The 21,322-nt window shown below is 71.6% G+C and carries 19 protein-coding genes; 10 read left to right on the forward strand and 9 right to left on the reverse strand.

Annotated features, from left to right (window positions below; all coding sequences use genetic code 11):
- On the reverse strand, positions 1-252 hold a 252-nt coding region (locus tag MKK70_RS14310), incomplete at its 3' end, for a GTP-binding protein (RefSeq protein ID WP_243948543.1).
- 312 nt (positions 253-564) lie between these two features.
- Between MKK70_RS14310 and MKK70_RS14315 the strand changes: the two genes are divergently transcribed.
- Entirely contained in the window at positions 565-1,428 is an 864-nt protein-coding gene (locus MKK70_RS14315) for an outer membrane protein (protein WP_147842940.1), read from the forward strand.
- 120 nt (positions 1,429-1,548) lie between these two features.
- On the opposite strand, the gene MKK70_RS14320 is transcribed toward MKK70_RS14315, so the two are convergent.
- Positions 1,549-1,956: a PaaI family thioesterase gene (locus tag MKK70_RS14320; RefSeq protein WP_243948545.1), complete on the reverse strand. Its 408-nt coding sequence runs from the start codon at positions 1,954-1,956 to the stop codon at positions 1,549-1,551.
- Positions 1,957-2,203: 247 nt separating this feature from the next.
- Here MKK70_RS14320 and MKK70_RS14325 point away from each other — a divergent pair, with 247 nt between their 5' ends.
- From MKK70_RS14325 to MKK70_RS14350, 6 genes are all read left to right on the forward strand, one after another.
- The gene (locus tag MKK70_RS14325) at positions 2,204-3,235 is read left to right on the forward strand and encodes a cyclase family protein (protein WP_243948547.1); all 1,032 of its coding nucleotides are present in this window, start codon (positions 2,204-2,206) and stop codon (positions 3,233-3,235) included.
- Positions 3,236-3,250: 15 nt separating this feature from the next.
- On the forward strand, positions 3,251-4,201 hold the full coding sequence (locus MKK70_RS14330; protein WP_243948549.1) for a 3-hydroxyacyl-CoA dehydrogenase family protein: 951 nt from the start codon (positions 3,251-3,253) through the stop codon (positions 4,199-4,201).
- A gap of 40 nt (positions 4,202-4,241) precedes the next feature.
- Positions 4,242-5,000 carry an SDR family NAD(P)-dependent oxidoreductase gene (locus MKK70_RS14335; RefSeq protein WP_243934172.1) on the forward strand — a complete coding sequence of 253 codons (759 nt, stop codon included), beginning with the start codon at positions 4,242-4,244 and terminating at the stop codon, positions 4,998-5,000.
- 10 nt (positions 5,001-5,010) lie between these two features.
- On the forward strand, positions 5,011-5,895 hold the full coding sequence (locus MKK70_RS14340) for a 3-keto-5-aminohexanoate cleavage protein (protein WP_243934170.1): 885 nt from the start codon (positions 5,011-5,013) through the stop codon (positions 5,893-5,895).
- Positions 5,896-5,971: 76 nt separating this feature from the next.
- Complete coding sequence (locus tag MKK70_RS14345) at positions 5,972-7,186, forward strand: acetyl-CoA C-acyltransferase (protein ID WP_147842934.1); 1,215 nt, start codon at positions 5,972-5,974, stop codon at positions 7,184-7,186.
- Between the two features lie 100 nt (positions 7,187-7,286).
- Positions 7,287-7,709, forward strand: a complete 423-nt coding sequence (locus MKK70_RS14350) for an organic hydroperoxide resistance protein (protein ID WP_243948550.1) — start codon at positions 7,287-7,289, stop codon at positions 7,707-7,709.
- A 91-nt stretch (positions 7,710-7,800) separates the two neighbouring features.
- Here MKK70_RS14350 and MKK70_RS14355 read toward each other — a convergent pair whose 3' ends face one another.
- Positions 7,801-9,675: a M3 family oligoendopeptidase gene (locus MKK70_RS14355; protein WP_243948551.1), complete on the reverse strand. Its 1,875-nt coding sequence runs from the start codon at positions 9,673-9,675 to the stop codon at positions 7,801-7,803.
- A 285-nt stretch (positions 9,676-9,960) separates the two neighbouring features.
- Between MKK70_RS14355 and MKK70_RS14360 the strand changes: the two genes are divergently transcribed.
- From MKK70_RS14360 to MKK70_RS14370, 3 genes are all read left to right on the forward strand, one after another.
- Positions 9,961-11,454: a sigma-54-dependent transcriptional regulator gene (locus MKK70_RS14360; RefSeq protein ID WP_147726263.1), complete on the forward strand. Its 1,494-nt coding sequence runs from the start codon at positions 9,961-9,963 to the stop codon at positions 11,452-11,454.
- A gap of 162 nt (positions 11,455-11,616) precedes the next feature.
- Positions 11,617-13,713 carry a murein L,D-transpeptidase gene (locus MKK70_RS14365; RefSeq protein WP_243948552.1) on the forward strand — a complete coding sequence of 699 codons (2,097 nt, stop codon included), beginning with the start codon at positions 11,617-11,619 and terminating at the stop codon, positions 13,711-13,713.
- A 330-nt stretch (positions 13,714-14,043) separates the two neighbouring features.
- The gene (locus MKK70_RS14370) at positions 14,044-15,483 is read left to right on the forward strand and encodes a DUF882 domain-containing protein (RefSeq protein ID WP_243948558.1); all 1,440 of its coding nucleotides are present in this window, start codon (positions 14,044-14,046) and stop codon (positions 15,481-15,483) included.
- A 30-nt stretch (positions 15,484-15,513) separates the two neighbouring features.
- Here MKK70_RS14370 and MKK70_RS14375 read toward each other — a convergent pair whose 3' ends face one another.
- From MKK70_RS14375 to MKK70_RS14400, 6 genes are all read right to left on the reverse strand, one after another.
- Positions 15,514-15,756, reverse strand: a complete 243-nt coding sequence (locus MKK70_RS14375) for a hypothetical protein (RefSeq protein WP_243948553.1) — start codon at positions 15,754-15,756, stop codon at positions 15,514-15,516.
- A 354-nt stretch (positions 15,757-16,110) separates the two neighbouring features.
- Positions 16,111-18,801 (reverse strand): pyruvate, phosphate dikinase, encoded by a 2,691-nt coding sequence (gene ppdK / locus MKK70_RS14380; protein ID WP_147727953.1) that lies wholly within the window; start codon positions 18,799-18,801, stop codon positions 16,111-16,113.
- A gap of 222 nt (positions 18,802-19,023) precedes the next feature.
- The gene (locus MKK70_RS14385; RefSeq protein WP_147727954.1) at positions 19,024-19,176 is read right to left on the reverse strand and encodes a DUF3096 domain-containing protein; all 153 of its coding nucleotides are present in this window, start codon (positions 19,174-19,176) and stop codon (positions 19,024-19,026) included.
- Between the two features lie 74 nt (positions 19,177-19,250).
- Positions 19,251-19,877 carry a DUF1989 domain-containing protein gene (locus MKK70_RS14390; RefSeq protein WP_243948554.1) on the reverse strand — a complete coding sequence of 209 codons (627 nt, stop codon included), beginning with the start codon at positions 19,875-19,877 and terminating at the stop codon, positions 19,251-19,253.
- Positions 19,870-20,634: a guanitoxin biosynthesis heme-dependent pre-guanitoxin N-hydroxylase GntA gene (gene gntA / locus MKK70_RS14395; RefSeq protein ID WP_243948556.1), complete on the reverse strand. Its 765-nt coding sequence runs from the start codon at positions 20,632-20,634 to the stop codon at positions 19,870-19,872. Before gntA ends, MKK70_RS14390 begins: the two co-directional genes overlap by 8 nt.
- A 253-nt stretch (positions 20,635-20,887) precedes the next feature.
- On the reverse strand, positions 20,888-21,322 hold a 435-nt coding region (locus tag MKK70_RS14400; RefSeq protein ID WP_279603652.1), incomplete at its 5' end, for a DNA translocase FtsK.

Below are 21,322 nucleotides of genomic sequence, written 5' to 3' on the forward strand. Positions count from 1 at the left end.
ACCGGGGCAGTCGACGTGCGCGTAGTGCCGGTTCGTCGTCTCGTACTCCACGTGCGCCGTCGAGATCGTGATCCCGCGCGCCTTCTCCTCGGGAGCCTTGTCGATCTGGTCGTAGGCCGTGAACGTCGCCCCGCCGGACTCAGCCAAGACCTTCGTGATCGCCGCCGTCAGCGACGTCTTGCCGTGGTCAACGTGACCGATCGTGCCGATGTTGCAGTGCGGCTTCGTGCGGGCAAACTTCTCTTTGGCCATGGTTCTCGTTCCTGCGGCAGGGCCCGCGCACGGGCGCACCCGATCTCGACTCTCGCCCGGCTCGCGGGGGAGCCCCGGCGAAAGGCGCGGTCGGATTAGAGGCTCGCCGTCCTTTGATCAAGGGCCGGCGCCCCGGCCGCGCCCGCCGCCGGCCCGACGGGGCAGGCCGGCGGCGATTCGGTCGGGCAAGGTCGTCCGTGGCGCCACCGCTGCATTTGGGCCGCACTGTGGCATGGCGGGCATAGTTGCCCGGGCACGCTTACGCTTAAGTGGGGCCAGAGCCATTCGGGACAGTCTTCAGGTACCCCTCACATGACGAAGAAGCTTCTCCTCGCCTCGACCGTGCTGGCCGGCATGACCGCCGTCGCCTCCGCCGCCGACCTGCCGCGCCGCGAGCCCCCGCCGGTCTTCACCCCGATCCCGGTGTTCACCTGGACCGGCTTCTACGCCGGCCTCGAGTCGACCTACACCTTCACCGACCGCCAGCGGATCACCACCACCGGCATCTCGCCCGTGAACGTCGCCAACGTGCAGGCCCTGCGTCGTCCGCCGCTGGCCACCACCGAGACCGACGGCATCGGCAAGATCGGCGGCACCGCGGGCTACAACTATCAGTTCACCCCGGGCTCCGGCTTCGTCCTCGGCGGCGCCGTCAGCGTCGACTGGACCGACATCCACAAGGGCCGCTTCAGCCTCGACGCTCCGAACGCCGGCGGCGTCCTGCCCAACCCGAACTACTTCCGCCAGAGCCTGGAATATCTCGGCACCGTCACCGGCCGCGTCGGCTACGCCTTCGACCGGTTCATGGTCTACGGGACCGGCGGCTTCGCCTTCGGCGAGGTCCAGTACGATGCCAACTTTTACACCCCCGGCGGCGCCCTCGCCTTCGCCGGCCGCACCAACAACCTCGAGACCGGTTACGCCTACGGCGGCGGCGTCGAGTACGCGATCCCGACCGACAGCTTCCTGAACACCTTCGCCTTCGCGAAGTATCTCGGCCTGAAGTACGACGCCGTGACGATCAAGGCCGAGTACCTCCACTACGACCTCGGCAGCCGCAACGTCATCGTCGGCTCGTTCAACGGTGTCGGCCCGGGCGCCGGCTACATCTCGCGCTTCCGCACCGAGGGCAGCATCATCCGCGCTGGCTTCAACTACAAGTTCGGCGGCCTCTAAGGTCTTCGCCGGAGGGTGATCCCTCCGGCCCTTGCAAGGTTGCGATGAAGCCCCGGGCGCATGCGTCCGGGGCTTTTTTCGTGTCGGCGGCGGCCGCTTTCGTCGATGGTCGCGCCCGCCTTACGCCGCAGGCGCCGGCTCGCTGCGGGCAGGCTTGAACAGGCCGCTCGCCGTCGCCACCAGATCGCCGCCCTCCCCGCGGATCTCCGCCTCGCAGAACAGAACCGAGCGCCCGCCGCGCACCACGAACCCTTCGGCCAGCAGCACGCCGCGGCCGGGGGCGAGGAAGCGGGTCTGCATGTCGAGGGTGAGCACCGGCCGCCCGGCGGCGAGCCGCGCCGCCGTCCCCATGGCGATGTCGAGCAGCGTGCAGATCACCCCGCCATGGGCGATGCCGAGGTTGTTGCCGTGGTCGTCGCGCAGCCTCAGCCGCAGCCGGGTGCGTCCCTCGGCATAGCCGAGCGCCTCGACGCCGCAGAGCCGCGCGAACGGGATGTCGGCCCCGAAGATCGTATCCTGCTCGCGCATCGGCTGCTCCGGCCCTCGCCCGTTTCGAAGGTCCGGTATGGGGGCGCTCGCGCGCCCTGACAATTCCGCCCGGCTTCGTCGCTCCGGCCGCGACCCGGTCGTTGACAGACCGGTATGGCCGGACGGACGATGCGGCCAACGGGATCCGCCAAGGATCCGCCTTCAGGGATGGACGCATGCGCCCGGCTCCGGCACCCGCCGCGCCCCGGATCTGCGAGGGCAGAACCGATACCGGCAGGACGCGCCGATGACCGAGCCGCGCTGGCGCCGCCGGCCCGAGGGCTCGACCTGGGGCGATTACGGCCCTGAGGACCAGCTCGGCCGCGTCAACGGGCTCGATGCGGCCAAGGTGCTGCAGGGCGTCGCGGAGGTCCGCGTGGGCCGGACCTTCTGCCTCAGCCTGCCCCTCGACCTGCCCGGCGGCAACGTCCTGAACCAGCGCCGCCACCCGCCGCGCCTTAGCCCGACGGTCCGGGCCAACGGCCGGCCTGTGACCAACTTCCGGGTCTGCGAGGAGGTCGACGGCGCCACCGACGTGATCTGCGACGACCGGGTGATGCTCTATCTGCAATACTCGACGCAGTGGGACAGCCTCGCCCATGTCGGCGGCCTGTTCGACGCCGACGGGGACGGAACGCCGAAACCCGTCTACTACAACGGTTTCCGCGGCGGCCTCGACGTGACGGGTCCGAGCGAGGCCGCCGAGGTCGAGGCCCCGTCGCGCGCGCACCGCCTCGGCATCGAGCGCTTGGCCGAGCACGGCATGCAGGGCCGTGGCGTGATGGTCGACCTGCGGGCGCATCACGGCGACGCCCGCACGCTCGTCGGCTACGACGCCCTGATGCGGATCCTGGAAGCCGACGGGGTCGCGGTCGAGCCCGGTGACATGGTCTGCCTGCATACGGGCTTCGCCGACCGCCTCCTCGCCTGGGCCGGGCATCCGGACCCGCAGGAGGTCCACCGCATCTGCGCCGTCCTGGACGGCCGCGACGCGCGGCTTCTCGCCTGGATCAGCGACAGCGGGCTCTCCGCGCTCGCCGCCGACAACTACGCGGTCGAGGCCTATCCGGCGCGGCCGGGCGGGGCGTGCTGCGCGATCCTGCCGCTGCACGAGCACTGCCTGTTCAAGCTCGGGCTGCCGCTGGGCGAGCTCTGGCACCTGACCCCGCTGGCGGCCTGGCTCAGGGCGAACGGGCGCCATCGCTTCCTGCTCACCGCGCCGCCCCTGCGGCTTCCCGGCGCCGTCGGCTCGCCGGCGACGCCGATCGCCACCGTCTGACCGGAGGAGGACATCATGGCCGAGATCGCCGTCGTCGGGGCCGGGCTGATGGGTCACGGCATCGCCCTGGTCCTGGCGCTCGGCGGCCATGCCGTCCGCCTCACGGACAGCCGCGCCGAGACCCTTGATGCGGTGCCCGCCCTGATGGCCTCCGCGCTCGCGACCTTGGCGGAAGCCGGCGCCGCGCCCGACGGGTGGACCGCGGACCGCCTCGCCGCGGCCGTGCGGCTCTCGCCGGACCTCGCGGCCACGGTCGACGGGGCGAGCCTCGTCGTCGAGGCGATCACCGAGGACCCGGAGGCGAAGCGCACGCTGTACTCCGAGCTCGACGGGCTCTGCGCCGCCGACGCGGTGATCGCCAGCAACACGAGCTACCTCGACGTCTTCCCGCTGATCCCGGCCGGGCGGCAGCCGCGCGCCCTCGTCGCGCACTGGTACACGCCCCCCTACATCATCGATCTCGTCGACGTGGTGCCGGGTCCCGAGACGCGGCCGGAGGTGGTGGCCGAGATCCGCGACCTCGTCGTCGGGCTCGGCCAGGTGCCGATCGACCTCAAGCGCTTCGTGCCGGGCTACGTCGCCAACCGCATCCAGTCGGCGATCACCGCCGAGGTGCACCACCTCCTCGACGAAGGCTACGCCACCCCGCGCGAGATCGACGACGCCATCGTGCACGGGCTCTCGCTGCGCATCCCGATTCTCGGCCACCTTGCCAAGGCGGACTTCACCGGTCTCGACCTGCAGCGCCGGGCGCTCGCCAACGCGAGCTACGCCCCGCCCCCGCCGCGCACCCGGTCGGGCAGCCTCGACGCCCTCTGCGCCGAGGGCCGGACCGGGGTGATGGCCGGGCGCGGCTACTTCGACTGGGGCGGCCGCGACCCGGCGGAGCTGTTCCGCGAGCGCGACCGCAAGCTGCTCGCCCTCAAGGCGGCGATGCGCGGCATCGGCCGGATGGAGGGCACGTGAGCGTCCGCCGCCGACCTCCGATCGCAGACGGGAGCACACCATGATCGGCGCCGACCTTCGCGGCAAAGCCGTCCTCGTCACCGGGGCGTCCTCCGGCATCGGCCTGGCCGCCGCCACGCTGTTCGCGCGCAACGGGGCCGCGGTCGCCCTGAACCACCTCGCGGACGACCCACGCGGCCCGGAGGCCGCCGGGCGTCTGCGCGCGGACGGTCTCTTCGTCACGGCGGTCGCCGGCGACGTCTCCCGCGCAGGCGAGGCGGAGGCGATGGTGGCCGAGGCGATCGCGACGCTCGGCGGCCTCGACGTGCTGATCAACAATGCCGGCACCTCGGGCACGCAGGCGCCGATCGCCTTCGAGGACCTCGACGCGATGACCGAGGATTTCTGGGATTCGATCCTGTCGACCAACCTCGTCGGCCCCTATCGCTGCGCGCGGGCCGCCGCCCCCGCCCTGCGGGCGCGCCGCGGCGCCATCGTCAACACCGCCTCGGTCGCCGGCCTCGGGCGGCGCGGCTCCAGCATCGCCTACTCGGCGAGCAAGGCCGGGCTCGTGAACCTGACGCGCTCGCTCGCCCGGGCGCTCGCCCCCGAGATCCGCGTCAACGCGGTCGCGCCGGGCCTCGTGGCCACGCCCTGGACTGCGAACTGGCCCGAGGCACGCAAGGCGGCGACCGTCGCCAACACCCTGATGGCGCGCCTGGCCGAGCCCGAGGACATCGCCGAGGCGATGTTCTTCCTCGCCGCCGGCGGGGCCTACATCACCGGCGAGACGCTGGTGGTCGACGGCGGGATGATCTGAGGAGACGGCGATGTCGCAGAAGACCGTGATCACCTGCGCCCTGACGGGCTCGTTCGACACGCCGTCGAAGAACCCGGCGGTGCCGGTCAGCCCGGAGGCCATCGCCCGCTCGGCGCTCGAGGCGGCCGAGGCCGGCGCCGCGGTGGTGCACGTCCACGTCCGCCACCCCGAGACCGCGGCGCCGAGCATGGAGCTCGCGCATTACCGCGAGGTGGTGGAGCGCATCCGCGAGCGCAACGCCGACGTGATCCTCAACCTGACCACGGGCGCCGGCGGACGCTTCGTGCCGGGCGCGTCCGATCCGGCCGCGGCGGGGCTTGGCACCCTCTTCGAGACCCCGGCGGTGCGCACCCGCCACGTGAGCGCGCTCAGGCCGGAGCTCTGCACCCTCGACGTCGCGACGATGAACTTCGGCGAGAACCTGTTCCTCAACACCCCGGCGCACCTGCGCGCCATGGCCGAGGCGATCCGCGCCGCCGGCGTGCGGCCGGAGATCGAGGTGTTCGACCTCGGCCACATCGCGCTCGCCCGCCACCTCATCGCCGAGGGGCATCTCGCCGCCCCGCCGCTGTTCCAGATCTGCCTGGGCATCCCGTGGGGGGCGCCGGCCGACCCCGAGACCCTGGTGCAGATGCGCGCGCGCCTGCCGGCCGACGCGGTCTGGTCGGCCTTCGGCATCGGCCGGGCCGAGTTCCCGATGGTGGCGCTCGCCGCCAGCATGGGCGGCAACGTCCGGGTCGGCCTGGAGGACAACCTTTACCTCGCCCGCGGACGCCTGGCGCCGAGCAACGCCGCGCTCGTCGAGAAGGCGGTGACGCTGCTGTCGCTCATCGACTGCGCACCGGCGAGCCCGGCCGAGGCGCGCGCGATCTTCGGGCTCGCCGCGCGCGGTTGAGCCGGCCGGCCGGATCCGGCACACCGCCTGTCTTCCCGATACGGGCGGGATCGGCCCCGCCAAGGACCAGCACACCATGCGTGAAGCCGTCATCGTCTCGACTGCGCGGACCCCGATCGGCAAGGCCTATCGCGGCGCCTTCAACGACACCCAGGCGCAGGCGCTCGGCGGCCACGCGATCGCCCACGCGCTCTCCCGCGCCGGCATCGCGCCGGAGGAAGCCGGCACGCTGATCGGCGACGTGATCCTCGGGGCCGCCCTGCAGCAGGGCTCCACCGGCACCAACATCGCGCGGCAATCCGCCCTGCGGGCCGGGCTCCCGGCTTCGGTGGCGGGGATGAGCGTCGACCGGCAATGCGCCTCGGGGCTGATGGCGATCGCCACCGCCGCCAAGCAGATCGTCGTCGACGGCATGCAGGCCGCGATCGGCGGCGGCCTCGAATCGATCTCGCTCGTCCAGAACGAGCACCTGAACCGCTTCCGCGCCGAGGATGCGGCGCTCACCGCGATGGCCCCGCACGTCTACATGTCGATGCTGGAGACCGCCGAGATCGTCGCCGCCCGCTACGGCATCGATCGGGAGGCGCAGGACCGCTACGCGCTGCAGTCGCAGCACCGCACCGCCGAGGCCCAGGCCAACCGGCGCTTCGCCGACGAGATCGTGCCGCTGGCGACCGAGATGGCGGTCGTCGACAAGGCGACCGGTGCCGTGACGAAGCGCGCGGTGACGCTCTCGCAGGACGAGGGCAACCGGCCGCAGACCCGGCTCGAGGACCTTTCCGCCCTGAAGCCGGTGTTCCGCAACGGGCAGGCCGTCGCCGAGGGCGCGTTCATCACCGCCGGCAACGCGAGCCAGCTCTCGGACGGCGCCTCGGCCTGCGTGCTGATGGAGGCGCGGGAGGCCGAGCGGCGCGGGCTGCAGCCGCTCGGCGCCTATCGCGGCATGGCGGTGGCCGGGTGCGCGCCCGACGAGATGGGCATCGGCCCGGTCTTCGCCGTGCCCAAGCTTCTGGAGCAGCACGGGCTCACCGTCGGCGACATCGACCTGTGGGAGCTGAACGAGGCCTTCGCGGTCCAGGTCCTGTATTGCCGCGACCGCCTCGGCATTCCCGACGAGCGCCTCAACGTCGACGGCGGCGCGATCGCGATCGGCCATCCCTACGGCATGTCCGGCGCGCGCATGACCGGGCACCTGCTGATCGAGGGGCGCCGCCGGGGCGCCAAGTACGGCGTGGTCACGATGTGCGTGGGCGGCGGCATGGGCGCGGCCGGCCTGTTCGAGATCTACTGAACGCGCGACATCGGTTGCGCGCAACCTAGTTTCGTGGGATGAAGGGTCATCGATCGCCCGCGAGCGGGTGCGTGATTCCCAACGCCGACAGGAGACGACGATGCAGGCTCTCTACACCGCCCACGCCCACGCCACCGGCGGCCGCGAAGGATCCGCCGCGACCGACGACAGCCGTCTCGGCGTCGGCCTCTCGACCCCGAAGGAGCTCGGCGGCAACGGCGGCCCGGGCAGCAACCCCGAGCAGCTCTTTGCCGCCGGCTACGCCGCCTGCTTCCTCGGCGCGATCAAGTTCGTCGCCGCCCAGGACAAGGTGAAGGTGCCCGAGGACGCCCGCGTCGACGCCGAGGTCGGCATCGGCAAGCGCGACGACGGCACCGGCTTCGGCCTCACCGTCAGCCTCAAGGCCAGCCTGCCGGGCATCGATGCCGAGAAGGCCGCCGACCTCGTGAAGCGCGCCGACGTGGTCTGCCCGTACTCGCACGCCATCCGCGGCAACATCCGGGTCGACGTCGCCGCCGTCTGATCGCGGCCGGAACCGAGACCGAAAAGACCCGCGACGGGGCACCCCGTCGCGGGTCTTTTCATGCGTGTCGACCGCGGGAGGGCCCTGGCGTTCAGGCCTCGGATTCCATCCCCTCCAGCTCCGCGATCATGCCCTCGATCATGCCGAGGCCGATCTGCCAGAAGCCGGGATCGCGGGCGTCGAGGCCGAACGGGGCCAGGAGCTCGCCGTAGGGCTTCGAGCCGCCGGCCGAGAGCAGGGCGAAGTAGCGCTCGACGAAGCCGCCCTCCGCCTTCGCGTAGACCCCGTAGAGCGAGTTCACCAGGCAGTCGCCGAAGGCGTAGGCGTAGACGTAGAACGGAGAGTGGATGAAGTGCGGGATGTAGGCCCAGAACGGCTCGTATCCGGCATCGAGCGTGATCGCCGGGCCGAGCGATTCGGCCTGCACCGACATCCACAGGCCGTTGATCTGCTCCGCGGTGAGCTCGCCCTCGGCGCGCGCGAGGTGGACCTTGCGCTCGAAGGAGTAGAACGCGATCTGGCGCACCACCGTGTTGATCATGTCCTCGACCTTGGCGGCCAGCATCGCCCGGCGCTGGGTCGTGTTGGTCGTCGCCGCGAGCAGGCGCCGGAAGGTCAGCATCTCGCCGAACACGCTGGCGGTCTCGGCCAGGGTCAGCGGCGTCGGCGCCATCAGCGCGCCGTTGTGGCCGGCCAGCACCTGGTGCACGCCGTGGCCGAGCTCGTGCGCGAGGGTCATCACGTCCCGCGGCTTGCCCTGGTAGTTGACCAGCACGTAGGGGTGGACCGAAGGCACCGTCGGGTGCGCGAAGGCGCCGGGCGCCTTGCCGGGCCGCGTCGGCGCGTCGATCCAGCGCCGGTCGAAGAAGTCCCGCGCGATGCCGGCCATCTTCGGCGAGAACGCGCCGTAGGCGTCGAGCACCGTGTCGCGCGCCTCGGTCCACGGGATGGTGCGCTGCTCGACCTTCGGCAGCGGCGCGTTGCGGTCCCAGTAGGGCAGCGCCTCGACGCCGAACCACTTGGCCTTCAGCCGGTAGTAGCGGTGCGAGAGCCGCGGATAGGCCTCGCGAACGGCATCGACCAGCGCCGCGACCACCTCGGGCTCGACGCGGTTCGAGAGGTGGCGGGCATCCGCCACGTCCTTGAAGCCGCGCCAGCGGTCCGAGATCTCCTTGTCCTTGGCCAGCGTGTTGGTGATCAGCGTGAACACCCGCAGGTTCTCGCGGAACACCTCGCTCAGCGCCCCGGCCGCCTCCCGGCGGACCTCGCCGTCCGGGTCCTGGAGCTTGTTCAGCGTCGGCTCCAGGGGCAGCCGCTCCCCCTGGACGGGGAAGCGCAGGGCCGCGATGGTCTCGTTGAACAGGCGGTCCCAGGCCGCGTTCGCGGTGACGGATTTCTCCAGGAACAGCTTCTCGATCCGGTCCTCGAGCTGGAACGGCTTTTCGCGGCGCAGATCCTCGATCCACGGGGCGTAGCGGGCGAGCGGCCCGGCGGACATCGCCGCGTCGAGAACCCCGTCCTCGATCCGGTTGAGCTCGAGCGCGAAGAACAGCAGGTTTCCGGAGGCGTCGGTGAGGCGCTCGCGGGTGTCGCCGTAGAACTTCGCCCGCGCCTCGTCGGTGGTGTCGCCGGAATAGACCAGCCCGGCATAGGACATCAGGCGGCCGAGCAGCTCCTCGATCGCCTCGTACGCCGCGACCGCGGCGGCGAGCTCGCCCGAGGCGTCGGGCTCGCTCGCGAGCTGCGCGATCTTCCCGGCGTAGGTCTCGGAGAACGAACGGCAATCCGCTTCCGCCTTCGCGAGGTCGCGGCGGAAGTCCGGCGCGTCCAGGCCGGAATACAGGTCGGCGAGGTCCCATTCGGGAAGCGGCCCGAGATCGACCGCGTGGGCCGCGGCACGCGCCGCGGAGGCGCCCTCGGCGCTCCGGAGGGGCGACCCTGCGGGGGCGAAGGCTCGGGCGGACATGATTCCTCGCATGGATCCTCGGTTCGTTGCCGGCGTGTCGCCCGCGCGGGGCCCGACGGGCCCTTCCCGCCTCATATCGAGCGCGATCGACGGCGTTCAACCGAATTCGGCGGCCGCCGGCGATGCAAGCGGCGCCTGCGGCAAATCTCCCGTCGTCGTTAAGCGGTGCTTTACGCATCTGGGCGACGCTCCGGCTCGAAACGAAACACCCGCCGGTCGTGCCGGGTGCCGGGTCCCGCGAGGTCCGGCGCCGCGGTCGACCCGCGGCAGCGAGGAAAAGCCCGCATGGCGACAACGGTCCTGATCGTCGACGACGATCCCGTTCAGCGTCGTCTCGCCGAGGCGACGGTGCGCCGCTTCGGCTTCGAGGCGAAGCTCGCGGAGAACGGTGCGGACGCGCTCGCGCTGCTGCGGACCCAGCCCGAGATCGACGTGGTGCTGCTCGACCTCGTCATGCCCGGCGGCCTCGACGGCCTCGGCGTGCTTGCCGAGATGCGGAAATCCGGCCTCGACACCCCGGTCATCGTCCAGACCGCCAACGGCTCCATCGACGCCGTCGTCACCGCGATGCGCGCCGGCGCCGTCGACTTCGTGGTCAAGCCCGCCGGCGCCGAGCGGCTGCAGGTCTCGATTAAGAACGCGCTCCGGGTCGACCACCTGGAGGAGGAGGTCCGGCGCATGCGCCGCCGCGCCTCCGGCTCGCTCAGCTTCAAGGACCTCACCTCGAAGTCGCCCGACATGGAGCGGGTGATCCGGCTCGCCGAACGCGCCGCGAAATCCAACATCCCGGTGCTGATCGAGGGCGAATCCGGCGTCGGCAAGGAGGTGCTGGCGCGCGCGATCCAGGGATCGGGCGAGCGGCGCGGAAAGCCCTTCGTCACGGTCAATTGCGGGGCGATCCCCGACAATCTCGTCGAATCGACCCTGTTCGGGCACGAGAAGGGCGCCTTCACCGGCGCCACCGAGCGCCATGCCGGCAAGTTCGTGGAGGCGTCCGGCGGGACGCTGTTCCTCGACGAGATCGGCGAGCTGCCCCTCGATGCGCAGGTGAAGCTGCTGCGCGCGCTGCAGGAGGGCGAGGTCGACCCGGTCGGGGGCAAGCGCAGCGTGCGCGTCGACATCCGCCTGGTCTCGGCGACGAACCGCTCGCTGCTCGACCTCGTCAAGGAGGGCCGCTTCCGCGAGGACCTGTACTATCGCCTCAACGTCTTCCCGATGACCCTGCCGCCGCTCCGCGCCCGGCGCGAGGACGTGCCCGACCTGGTGCGCTCCTTCTGCGCCCGGTTCGCGGCCGAGGAAGGCAAGCGCGTCCGCGCGATCACCCCCGAGGCGATGGCGCTGCTGACCCGATACGGCTGGCCCGGCAACGTCCGCCAGCTCGAGAACGCGCTGTTCCGCGCGGTGGTGCTCGCCGACGGCGACGAGCTGACGGTGGCCGAGTTCCCGCAGATCGCCGCCCAGGTCGAGGGCTTCGACGTCCGCATCCCGGCGGCGCCCGTGCAGCCGATGCTGTCGGCCCATTCGCCCGAGCCGGTGCGCGAGATCGTCCGCGTCGAGGTGCGCGACCCCCACGCGATGTCGCTGGTGGTCGAGGACACCGGCGAGATGAAGCCGATGGATGCGCTGGAGGCCGAGATCATCCGCTTCGCGCTGCAATTCTATCGCGGCCGGATGTCGGAGGTGTCGCGCCGCCTCGGAATCGGCCGGTCCACCCTGTATCGCAAGCTCAAGGATCTTGGGCTCGACGGCGACGACAAGGCCGAAGAGGCCGCGGCCTGATCCGGCCCGAGGGCCGGCGCCTGACCGATAGGCTCGGCGCATCAGGCACTTGCAGGCACGCGACGGCGCGAGCGGAGGGGGTGCGATTGCGCACGACCGGGCTTGCGCCGATACTGATAAGGTTGTGGGCGACCTCGAGGTCGGTCCCCAGGAGGTTCGCAGATGGGCGTCTCGCGCTCGGCCAAAGCAGCCCTGGCCGTCCTGTTGGCCGGCTCCGTCGCGCAGGGCGCCCTTTCCACGGCGGCCTTCGCGCGCGGTGGCCTGGACGACATCCCGCCCGCCGCCGCCGTTGCCACCGCGACCCCGGACAAGGCCGTCGCCGCCGATAAGGCGCCCGCATCCGATCCGGCCGCGGTTTCGGATCCGAGCCTGCCGCCGCCGGCCACCGGCCTCGAGGCGGTGACGCCGTCCGAGCCGCCGAAGGCCGATCCGGCCCAGACCGAGGCGCCCGGACCGGAGCGTCCGGCGGTCGCCGCGGCGCCCACCGTGCCGAGCGACCCGCAGGCGGCCGCCGTGGTCAACCGCCTGGCCTCGCCTGCCCCGCTGCTCGCCCGCCTGACGACGAAGGAACGCGAGGCGATCCAGGCGTTCTACGCGCTCGGCGCCTTCAAGCCGGTCTGGATCGTGGACGGCGCCTACACGCCGGCGGCGAAGGCCGTCGCCGCACGCCTCGCGGCGGCGCCCGAGGACGGCCTCGACGCCCGCGCCTATCCGGTGCCGGCGCTCCCGAAGGCGGGGAAAGCCGACACCGCCGGCAAGACGGAAAGCCCCGCCAAGGCCGAGGATCTGGCCGCCGTCGCGGAGGCCGACCTGAAGCTCTCGGCCGCCGCCGCCCTCTATGCCCGCGACGCGCGCGGCGGGCGGATCAACCTGGCCGCGATCTCGCGGCTGATCACGCCGACCCTCGATCTGCCGGCCGCCGACACGGTCCTGGCGAGCCTCGCCGGCGCAGGCGGCACCGCCGGCGACCTGCTCCAGGCCTACAATCCGCGCTCCCCCGGCTATCTCGCCCTCAAGAGCCGCCTCTCGGTGGCACGCGCGCCGGCCGCGACGGACGATGCGGGTCCGGCGACCACCCTGCGCCTGCCGCCCGGTCCGGCCCTGCGCGTCGGCATGCGCGATGCGCGCGTGCCCCTGCTGCGCGCCCATTTCGATCTGGAGAGCCGGAAGGCCGGCACCCTCGACGTCCCCCCGGGCGATCCGGAGGATTACGATTCCGGCGTCGCCGCGGCGGTCGCCAAGTTCCAGCGCGGCCGCGGCCTGCCCGGCAACGGCGTCCTCAACGTCCAGACGGTGGTGGCGCTGGCGCAGGGCGCCAAGCAGGCGAGTGCGGTGCGGCCGGTGGGCGACGACGCGGCGCTGATCGTCAACATGGAGCGCTGGCGCTGGCTCGGCACCGAGCTCGGGCCCGACTACGTGCTGGTCAACGTGCCGGAATTCCGCCTGCGCGTGTTCCGCGACGGACGCCAGCGCGACGAGGCCCGCGTCATCGTCGGCAAGCCGGATTCGCGCACGCCCCTGTTCTCGGGGCTGATGGAATACGCGGTGGTGAACCCGTCGTGGTACGTGCCGCCCTCGATCCTGAAGACGATGCTGCCGAAGATCGCGAGCTACGGCGGCAGCACCTGGGGCGGCTACGAGATCGTGCGCCGCGGCGGCCACGTCTCGCTGCGCCAGCCGCCGGGCGAGAAGAACGCGCTCGGCTTCATCAAGTTCATGTTCCCCAACCAGCATGCCGTGTACCTGCACGACACGCCGAACCGCTCGCTGTTCTCGCGTTCGGAACGGGCCCTCAGCCACGGCTGCGTCCGCGTCGACGACCCGTTCCGCTTCGCCGACGTGGTGCTGCCGAACTGGACCGAGGAGCGCCTGAAGAAGCTCGTCGGCAAGGGCGAGCGCACCATCCGCCTGGAGCACAAGCTGCCGGTGCACCTCGCCTACTTCACCGCCACCGTCGACGACGGCGGCAGCTACCGCACGCTGCCCGACCTCTACGGCTACGATGCACCGATGCGCGCGGCCCTCGGACTCGGCGGTGGCGGCGGTGCGGTCGCCAAGGTCTCGCCGGCGGTCCGGCCGTCCGAGCCGACGCGCCGGACGGCCGAGGCCGTGGCGCCGCCGCCGCCGCGGGCGAAGCCGCGCCACGTTGCCCTGCCGCGCCGCGCCGTGCGGGCGACCGCGGAAGCGCCGCCGCCCGAGTTCGGCGAGCCCGGCCTGTGGACGCCGAACCCGGCTCCGGTCTCGCGCAGCTGGTGGTGACCGCAGCCCGCCGGTCGCGGTCCGTGAGGAGCCCCCGCACCGGCCCCGTGGCCCATTCGCATCACCCGTCGGGCGACCGCCGCGGCGACGTGTGCCGCCGCGCTTGCCGGCACGATTTCGCCACGGTCCAGACTTAGCCGTAAGGGAATCGCGTGTGTCCGGCTCGGGCCGCCGATAACCGAGTCTTCACGGTTTTCGGCAACCTTGCGTTCACCATGGTTCCGCGCCGAACGCGGGTCGCGTCCGAGGGGTGAGACGATCGTGCCGACGCCGAGCCAGACGACGCCCCGGCCCTCGCGTCTTCGGCGCATCCTCTTCGGACTCTCCGGCATGGCGCTGGCGCTGGCGGCCGGAACCACCGGCACCCAGGATGCGGTCGCCAACGGCGACACCCGCTCGCTCACGATCTTCCACACCCACACCAAGGAGAGCGCGACCATCACGTTCAAGCGCGATGGGCGCTACGACCGCGCGGCCCTGGAGCAGCTGAACTGGCTCCTGCGCGACTGGCGCATCGACGAGCCGACCAAGATGGACCCGCGCCTGTTCGACACGGTCTGGGAGGCCTATCGGCAGGTCGGCGCCTCGGAGCCGATCCACGTGGTGTCGGCCTATCGCTCGCCCGGCACCAACGCGATGCTGCGCCGCCGCTCGAAGGCGGTGGCCGAGTACAGCCAGCACATGCTCGGCAAGGCGATGGATTTCTACCTGCCGGGCGTCTCCATCGACGACATCCGCGCGGTCGGGCTGCAGATGCAGCGCGGCGGCGTCGGCTGGTATCCGCATGCCGGCTCGCCCTTCGTCCATCTCGACGTCGGCTCGGTCCGGATGTGGCCGCGGATGAGCCACGACCAGCTCGCCCGCCTGTTCCCCGACGGCAAGACCGTCCACCTGGCGTCCGACAACCGGCCGTTCCCGCGCTACGAGGAGGCCCGCGCCGAGATCCTGGCCCGCGGCGGCACCGTGCTCGGCGTGTCCTCGCAGATCGCCTCCGCCGACGAGGAGGAGGGCCCGAGCCTCGTCGGGTTCCTCGCCGGCCTGTTCGGCAGCCGCAGCGATCCGGCCCCGGCGCCGGTCGCGGTGGCGCGCAGGAAGCCGAAGCCGGTGGTCGCGGTGGCGAGCGCCGACCCGGAAGACGGCATCGGCACCCGCGCGGCCCTTGCCTACGCCGCCCCGGCGGCGCCGGCCGCCGACGGCGCGCTGCGCGAGGCGATGCTGCGCCGCGACGGGCGCGACGCCAGGGCCCTGCTCACCGCCGAGCCGCCGGCCTCGAAGCCGGAGGACGCGATCGACGCGGCGCTGATCTCCAACGTGACGGCGCCGCTGCCGCCGCGCCGGCCCGCCGAATTCACCGCCGTCGCGGCCGCCGCGCTCGCGATGCCTCTGCCGCCGCCGCGCCCGGCGCAGTTCGCCGGCCTCGGCAACGTCGGCATGGCCAGCCTGGGCTCGAGCCTCGCCGCCGTCACCGAGCGGCCCGCGGCGGCGCGCCCGGTGGACGCCCTGGTCCCGGCCGACGCCGATGCGAAGGCGCAGCTGCGCGCCCTGTTCGCCGCGGTCTCGACCGAGTCCGGCGCCGCTCATCCGGCGAGCCGCATCGCCCCGGTCCGCGTGGCGCAGACGCGCGCCCGTACGGACGCGGCGCCGGAGGCGGTCGTCGGCGCGTCGCCCGACACGGTGACGACGCGCTTCGGCCGCCGCAGCCCCGGCGACGACCTCACGGCCGCGCGCTTCACGGGCTCGGCGACCCGGGCCGTTCCCGGCGGTCACTGAAGGATGTCGTAAGGTTCGTGGGCGCTGCCGTCAGGGCAGGCGGCGGCCCTGGCTGACCGTCATCGCGGAAACTAGGGTCGCCGCGTACCCGGCGTCCGATCCGGCGATGCGCGCCGCGTCGAGGCTGCTCTGGGACGCCACGGCGAAGACCAGCACGCCGAGGAGCGTTCCCGCACCGACGAGCCAGAGATACGCCCGCGCGAAGACCTTCGGAATCCGCACGGCACAGGGGTTTTCCCCGAGGTAGAGCTGTGACGAGGACGAGTCGTTCATGGCCGGCGTTCCCGCGGATGACTGACGCCCGGTCGAACCGTCGATCGCTCACGCGCATTCGGTTCGCCACTAGCATCCAACGCGGCCCTACGGCAGAGGTTCGCCGGCCCGGTTCCGTTATTTTCGCAGGTTTTTTGTGCGTGGTTAACGCGGGATCGCCAGGCGCGCCGAGGTGGGCTTCCTCACCTGTTCACGCGACCGTATCGACCTATCGGCTCAAGGCCTCCGCGCGCCTTCCCTCCCCCGCAACGGGGGGAGGGAGAACGCGGTTCCGCTTCCGCGCGTTATGATGACGCTGGGCCGCCCAGCAAAAGGACCCGGCGCCGAAATCCGCGGATCGGCGCTCGCGGGTGCCTAGCCTTCCTTCGCCGAGACCTTGCCCAGGGCGGCCTGCGCGGCGGCGAGGCGGGCGATCGGCACGCGGTAGGGCGAGCACGACACGTAGTCGAGGCCGACCTCCTGGCAGAAGCCGATCGAGGCCGGGTCGCCGCCGTGCTCGCCGCAGATGCCGAGCTTGATGTCGGGGCGGACCGAGCGGCCGCGCTCGACGCCGATCCGCACCAGCTCGCCGACGCCCTCCTGGTCGATGGTCACGAACGGGTCGGCGGCCAGGATGCCCTTCTGGGTGTAGGGCCCGAGGAAGGTCGCCGCGTCGTCGCGCGAGATGCCGAGCGCCGTCTGCGTCAGGTCGTTGGTGCCGAAGGAGAAGAACTCCGCCGTCGCCGCGATCTCGTTGGCCTTGAGCGCCGCGCGCGGCAGCTCGATCATGGTGCCGACCTGATAGCCGATCGCCTTGCCGGTCTCCTCCGACACCGCCTTGGCGGTCGCGTCGATGCGGGCCTTCACGATGTCGAACTCGGCGCGGGAGAACACCAGCGGCACCATCACCTCGGGGGTGACCGGCGCGCCGGTCTCCTGCGCCGCCTGGACGGCCGCCTCGAAGATGGCGCGGGCCTGCATCTCCGCGATCTCCGGGAAGGCGATGGCGAGGCGGCAGCCGCGGAAGCCGAGCATCGGGTTGAACTCGGAGAGCTCGCGCATCCGGTGGCGGATCCGGTCCTCCGCGATGCCGGTGGCGTCCATCACCTCCTTCACCTCGGCGTCGGAATGCGGAAGGAACTCGTGCAGCGGCGGGTCGAGCAGGCGGATCGTGACGGGCAGGCCCGACATGATGGTGAACAGCTCGACGAAGTCCTGGCGCTGGTAGGGCAGGATCTTGGCGAGCGCCGCGCGGCGCCCCTCCGCGTCGTCGGCCAGGATCATCTCGCGCACCGCGATGATGCGGTCGCCCTCGAAGAACATGTGCTCGGTGCGGCACAGGCCGATGCCCTCGGCGCCGAAGTCGCGGGCGGTGCGGGCGTCGGTCGGCGTGTCGGCGTTGGCGCGCACCTTCATGGTGCGGTACGCGTCGGCCCAGCCCATCAGGGTGGCGAAGTCGCCCGACAGCTCGGGCGCCAGCATCGTCACCTCGCCCTGCAGCACCTGCCCCGTCGAGCCGTCGATGGTGATGCGGTCGCCGGCCTTCAGCGTCACGCCGCCGACCGTGAGGGTCTGCGCCTTGTAGTCGATCCGGATCGAGCCGACGCCCGACACGCAGGGCTTGCCCATGCCGCGGGCGACGACGGCCGCGTGGGAGGTCATGCCGCCGCGCGTGGTCAGGATGCCCTCGGAGGCGTGCATCCCGTGGATGTCCTCGGGCGAGGTCTCGATGCGCACGAGGATGCACTTGCGCTCGGCCTTGCGCAGGGTCTCGGCGTCCTCAGAGTTGAACACGATCTCGCCGGTGGCGGCGCCCGGCGAGGCCGGCAGCCCCTGCGCGATCACCTTGCGCTCGGCCTTCGGGTCGATCGTCGGGTGCAGGAGCTGGTCGAGCGCGCCGGGCTCGATCCGGGCGATCGCCTCCTCCTGCGTGATCAGGCCCTCGCCGGCCAGATCCACGGCGATGCGGAGCGCCGCCTTGGCGGTGCGCTTGCCGTTGCGGGTCTGGAGCATCCAGAGCTTCCCGCTCTCGATGGTGAACTCCATGTCCTGCATGTCGCGGTAATGGGTCTCGAGGATGCCGTAGATCCGCGTCAGCTCGGCGTAGGATTCGGGCATCGCCCGCTCCATCGACGGCTTCTCGGACTTGGCCTCGAGCCGGGCCTTCTCGGTGATGTCCTGCGGGGTGCGGATGCCGGCGACGACGTCCTCGCCCTGCGCGTTGATCAGGAACTCGCCGTAGAGCGCGCGCTCGCCGGTGGACGGGTTGCGGGTGAAGGCGACGCCGGTGGCCGAGGTGTCGCCCATGTTGCCGAACACCATGGCCTGGACGTTGACGGCGGTGCCCCAGCTCTCGGGGATGGCGTTCAGCTCACGGTACTTCTTCGCCCGCGGGATCATCCACGAATCGAACACCGCGCCGATGGCGCCCCAGAGCTGGTCCTCGGCGCCCTGCGGGAACGGCGAGCCGTGCTCCTCGACGACGATCGCCTTGTACTTCTCGATGAGGTGCTTCCAGTCGTCGGCACCGAGCTCGGTGTCGAGATCGAAGCCCTTGCCCTCCTTGTAGTGCTCCAGCGCCTCCTCGAAGGCGTGGTGCTCAACGCCCAGCACCACGTTCGAGTACATGGTGATGAAGCGGCGGTAGGAATCGTAGGCGAAGCGCGGGTCGCCCGAGCTCTCGGCGAGCGCGGCGACGGTCGCGTCGTTGAGGCCGAGGTTGAGCACCGTGTCCATCATGCCCGGCATCGAGGCGCGGGCGCCCGAGCGCACCGAGACGAGGAGCGGGTTCGCCGCATCGCCGAAGGTCTTGCCGGTGATCGCGCCGACCTGCTCGAGGGCGGTGGCGACCTGCGCCTTCAGCTCGGCCGGATAGGTCTGGCCGTTCTCGTAGTAGGCGGTGCAGACCTCGGTGGTGATGGTGAAGCCGGGGGGCACCGGCAGGCCGAGATTGGACATCTCGGCGAGGTTCGCGCCCTTGCCGCCGAGCAGGTCGCGCATCTGCGATTTGCCCTCGGCCTTGCCGTCGCCGAAGGTGTAGACCCACTTCGCGGTGCCGCTCGTCATATCGATTCCGTCCGTCGTGCAAGAGGACTCGCGTCCAAGGGTCTTGCGTCAAAAGGATCTTGCGTCAAAGGAAGCCGGCGTCGAAGGGTTTGCCGGCCCCTCGGGCCCATCGGTGCGGGTTGGACCATCCCGTGTTGCAACGCAAGATGAACGTCCGCGCGCCGGGTCACCCGGCATGTGACGCTCCGCGTTCATTGTCAGCCGCGAGCGGGCCTGACGGCGTCACGATAGACCGCGGAACAGGCCGAGGCCAATCACCCCGACGGCGATCAGGTAGATCGCGACGATGTAGTTCAGCAGCCGCGGCGCGATCAGGATCAGGATCCCGGCCAGGATGGCGATGGCCGGCTGCAGGTGCGAGATCGAGATGGTCATGGCGAAGCCCTCCGGCGGCCGAGCTTGACCGCCGGAGGGCGACGCACGATGGCGCGCACAGTTCCCGCCCGGCGTCAGGACGCCGGAGGCCAGGACGGCACGATTTCGTACTGGATCGGCTTGAAGGCGAAGTTGTTGGATTGCAGCGCCGAGCAGGCGGTGAGCCCGATCACCAGGTCCTGCATCGCCTCGAACACGATCCTGTCTCCGGCGCGGCTCAGGGGCGGCGCGACCTTCAGCGCGCCGGTATTCCCGTCCACGGTCACGTTCATGAAGACGTTGAACGCCACCGGGATCCGGTCCGGCCCGATCCCGAAGGGCTCGAGGGCGGCCGCGAGGTTGCCGAAGCAGCCGCGGTGCGGCTCGGCGTCGCCGTAGATGATGCGGAAGGTGTCGGCCGAGCACGGCGTCAGCAGGAAGTCGTGCCGGCCGACCGTGTCCGCGACGATGCGGAGCATCACGTTGGAGCGGTTCGAGTAGAGCGGGTCGCCCGTGGTCAGGTAGATCCGGCTGGCATAGTCCAGCGTCCGGCCCGACGAGATCACCTCGTCGAGGTCGTCGCGGCGGAAGGCCAGCATGTCGGCGACCTGCTCGCCCTGCGGGTCGGTGACCACCAGGAACTGGCCCTTGTCGAGGGTGAAGGCCGTCCCCGAGCGCGGCGCGATGGTGTGACGGCCGCAGGACGGATGCGGCTCAGACATCGGAGCCGCCCTTCGTGCGCCCGCTGAACGGGCAGGCCCAGTCGGCGTCGACCGCGCGGCCGCTGTACTGGCGCGCTTCGGAGATCTCGCCGTGCTGGGACAGCATCGGGTTGATCGAGCCGGCGAATGCCGCGTCGCGGGCCAGGATGTTCTCGCGCAGCTTCTCGTAGCGCCCCTCGGCGCGCAGCCGCTCGAACTGATCGTGCAGGTTGAAGACCAGGACCGGCGACGTGAAGCGCCTGGCCGGCCGGCTCGCGCCCGGATGCAGGCCGACGATGAAGAACGCCTCGCCGCCGAAGCTGAGGGAGAAGTGCGCGTCCTCCGGGTCGGCCGAGACGCGCCGGTCGTAGGCCTGGCCGAGGAAGCCGTCCTTGTCGGAGAGCGATTGGGCCCGCGCCCACAGGTTCTCCTCGAAGGCCTGCTCGGACAGGTCGCCCGGCCCTTCGAACACGATGGCGAAGCTCTGGAACAGGTCGGGCTGGGCGCGGTAGCGCGCGATGAAGGCGAGCAGCGCCGGGTAGATGCGCGTGTCGTCCCAGCCGGAGGTGATGTCGCGGGCGACCACGATCTTCATCCGCCCCCGCGACAGCGCCGACTTCGCGCCGACGCACGGGAAGGGCTGCGCCCGGATGAAGTCCCGGAACGCCACCGCCAGCGGATGGTCGGCATCGTCCCGTGGCAGCCGGAGCGGCGCCGCGTGCAGGGATGACAGGTCCGGAGCGAGCGAAAACCCGCGGTTGTCCGCGTAGGAAAGCATGAGATCCCGCGTCTACGATGAAATATGCGGCACGGTTGCCGATGCCGGAGGCAGATTGGCGTCCGGATCGGGGGAACCGGCCTCAGACGGTGCGGTTCCTGATCCCGGCCGACTCCGCCGCGATCGGTCGCACTCTGCTGTGGACAGTGCCGGCTCGGCCGGGGATGCCCGCCACAACGATCCGATCGTGGCCGGGATCGGCGGCGGGTGCCGGACGCCTCAGCCTTCCGGACGCACCCGCCTTCCGAATGCCTCAGCCTTCGGCCTCGACCAGGATCTCGCGCTTGCCGGCATGATTGGCGCCCCCGACGATGCCTTCCTGCTCCATGCGCTCCATGATCGAGGCGGCGCGGTTGTAGCCGATCTGCAGGCGGCGCTGGATGTAGCTGGTCGATGCCTTCTTGTCGCGAAGCACCACCTGCACCGCCTGGTCGTAGAGGTCGCCGCCGGCCTCGCCGAACGAGCCCTGGTCGAACACGGCGCCGTCGAGCTCCAGCTCGTCGCCGCCCCTGCCGGCGCCCTGGGCGGCCCCCTTGGGGGCATCCTCCGACCCGTCGTCGGCGGTGACCGCCTCGAGGTAGGCCGGGCGGCCCTGGCGCTTGAGGTGGGCGACCACGCTCTCGACCTCCGAATCCGAGCAGAACGGCCCGTGCACCCGGGTCGTGCGCCCGCCGCCGGCCATGAACAG

Source organism: Methylobacterium sp. E-041 (assembly GCF_022829665.1).
Classification (GTDB): Bacteria; Pseudomonadota; Alphaproteobacteria; order Rhizobiales; family Beijerinckiaceae; genus Methylobacterium.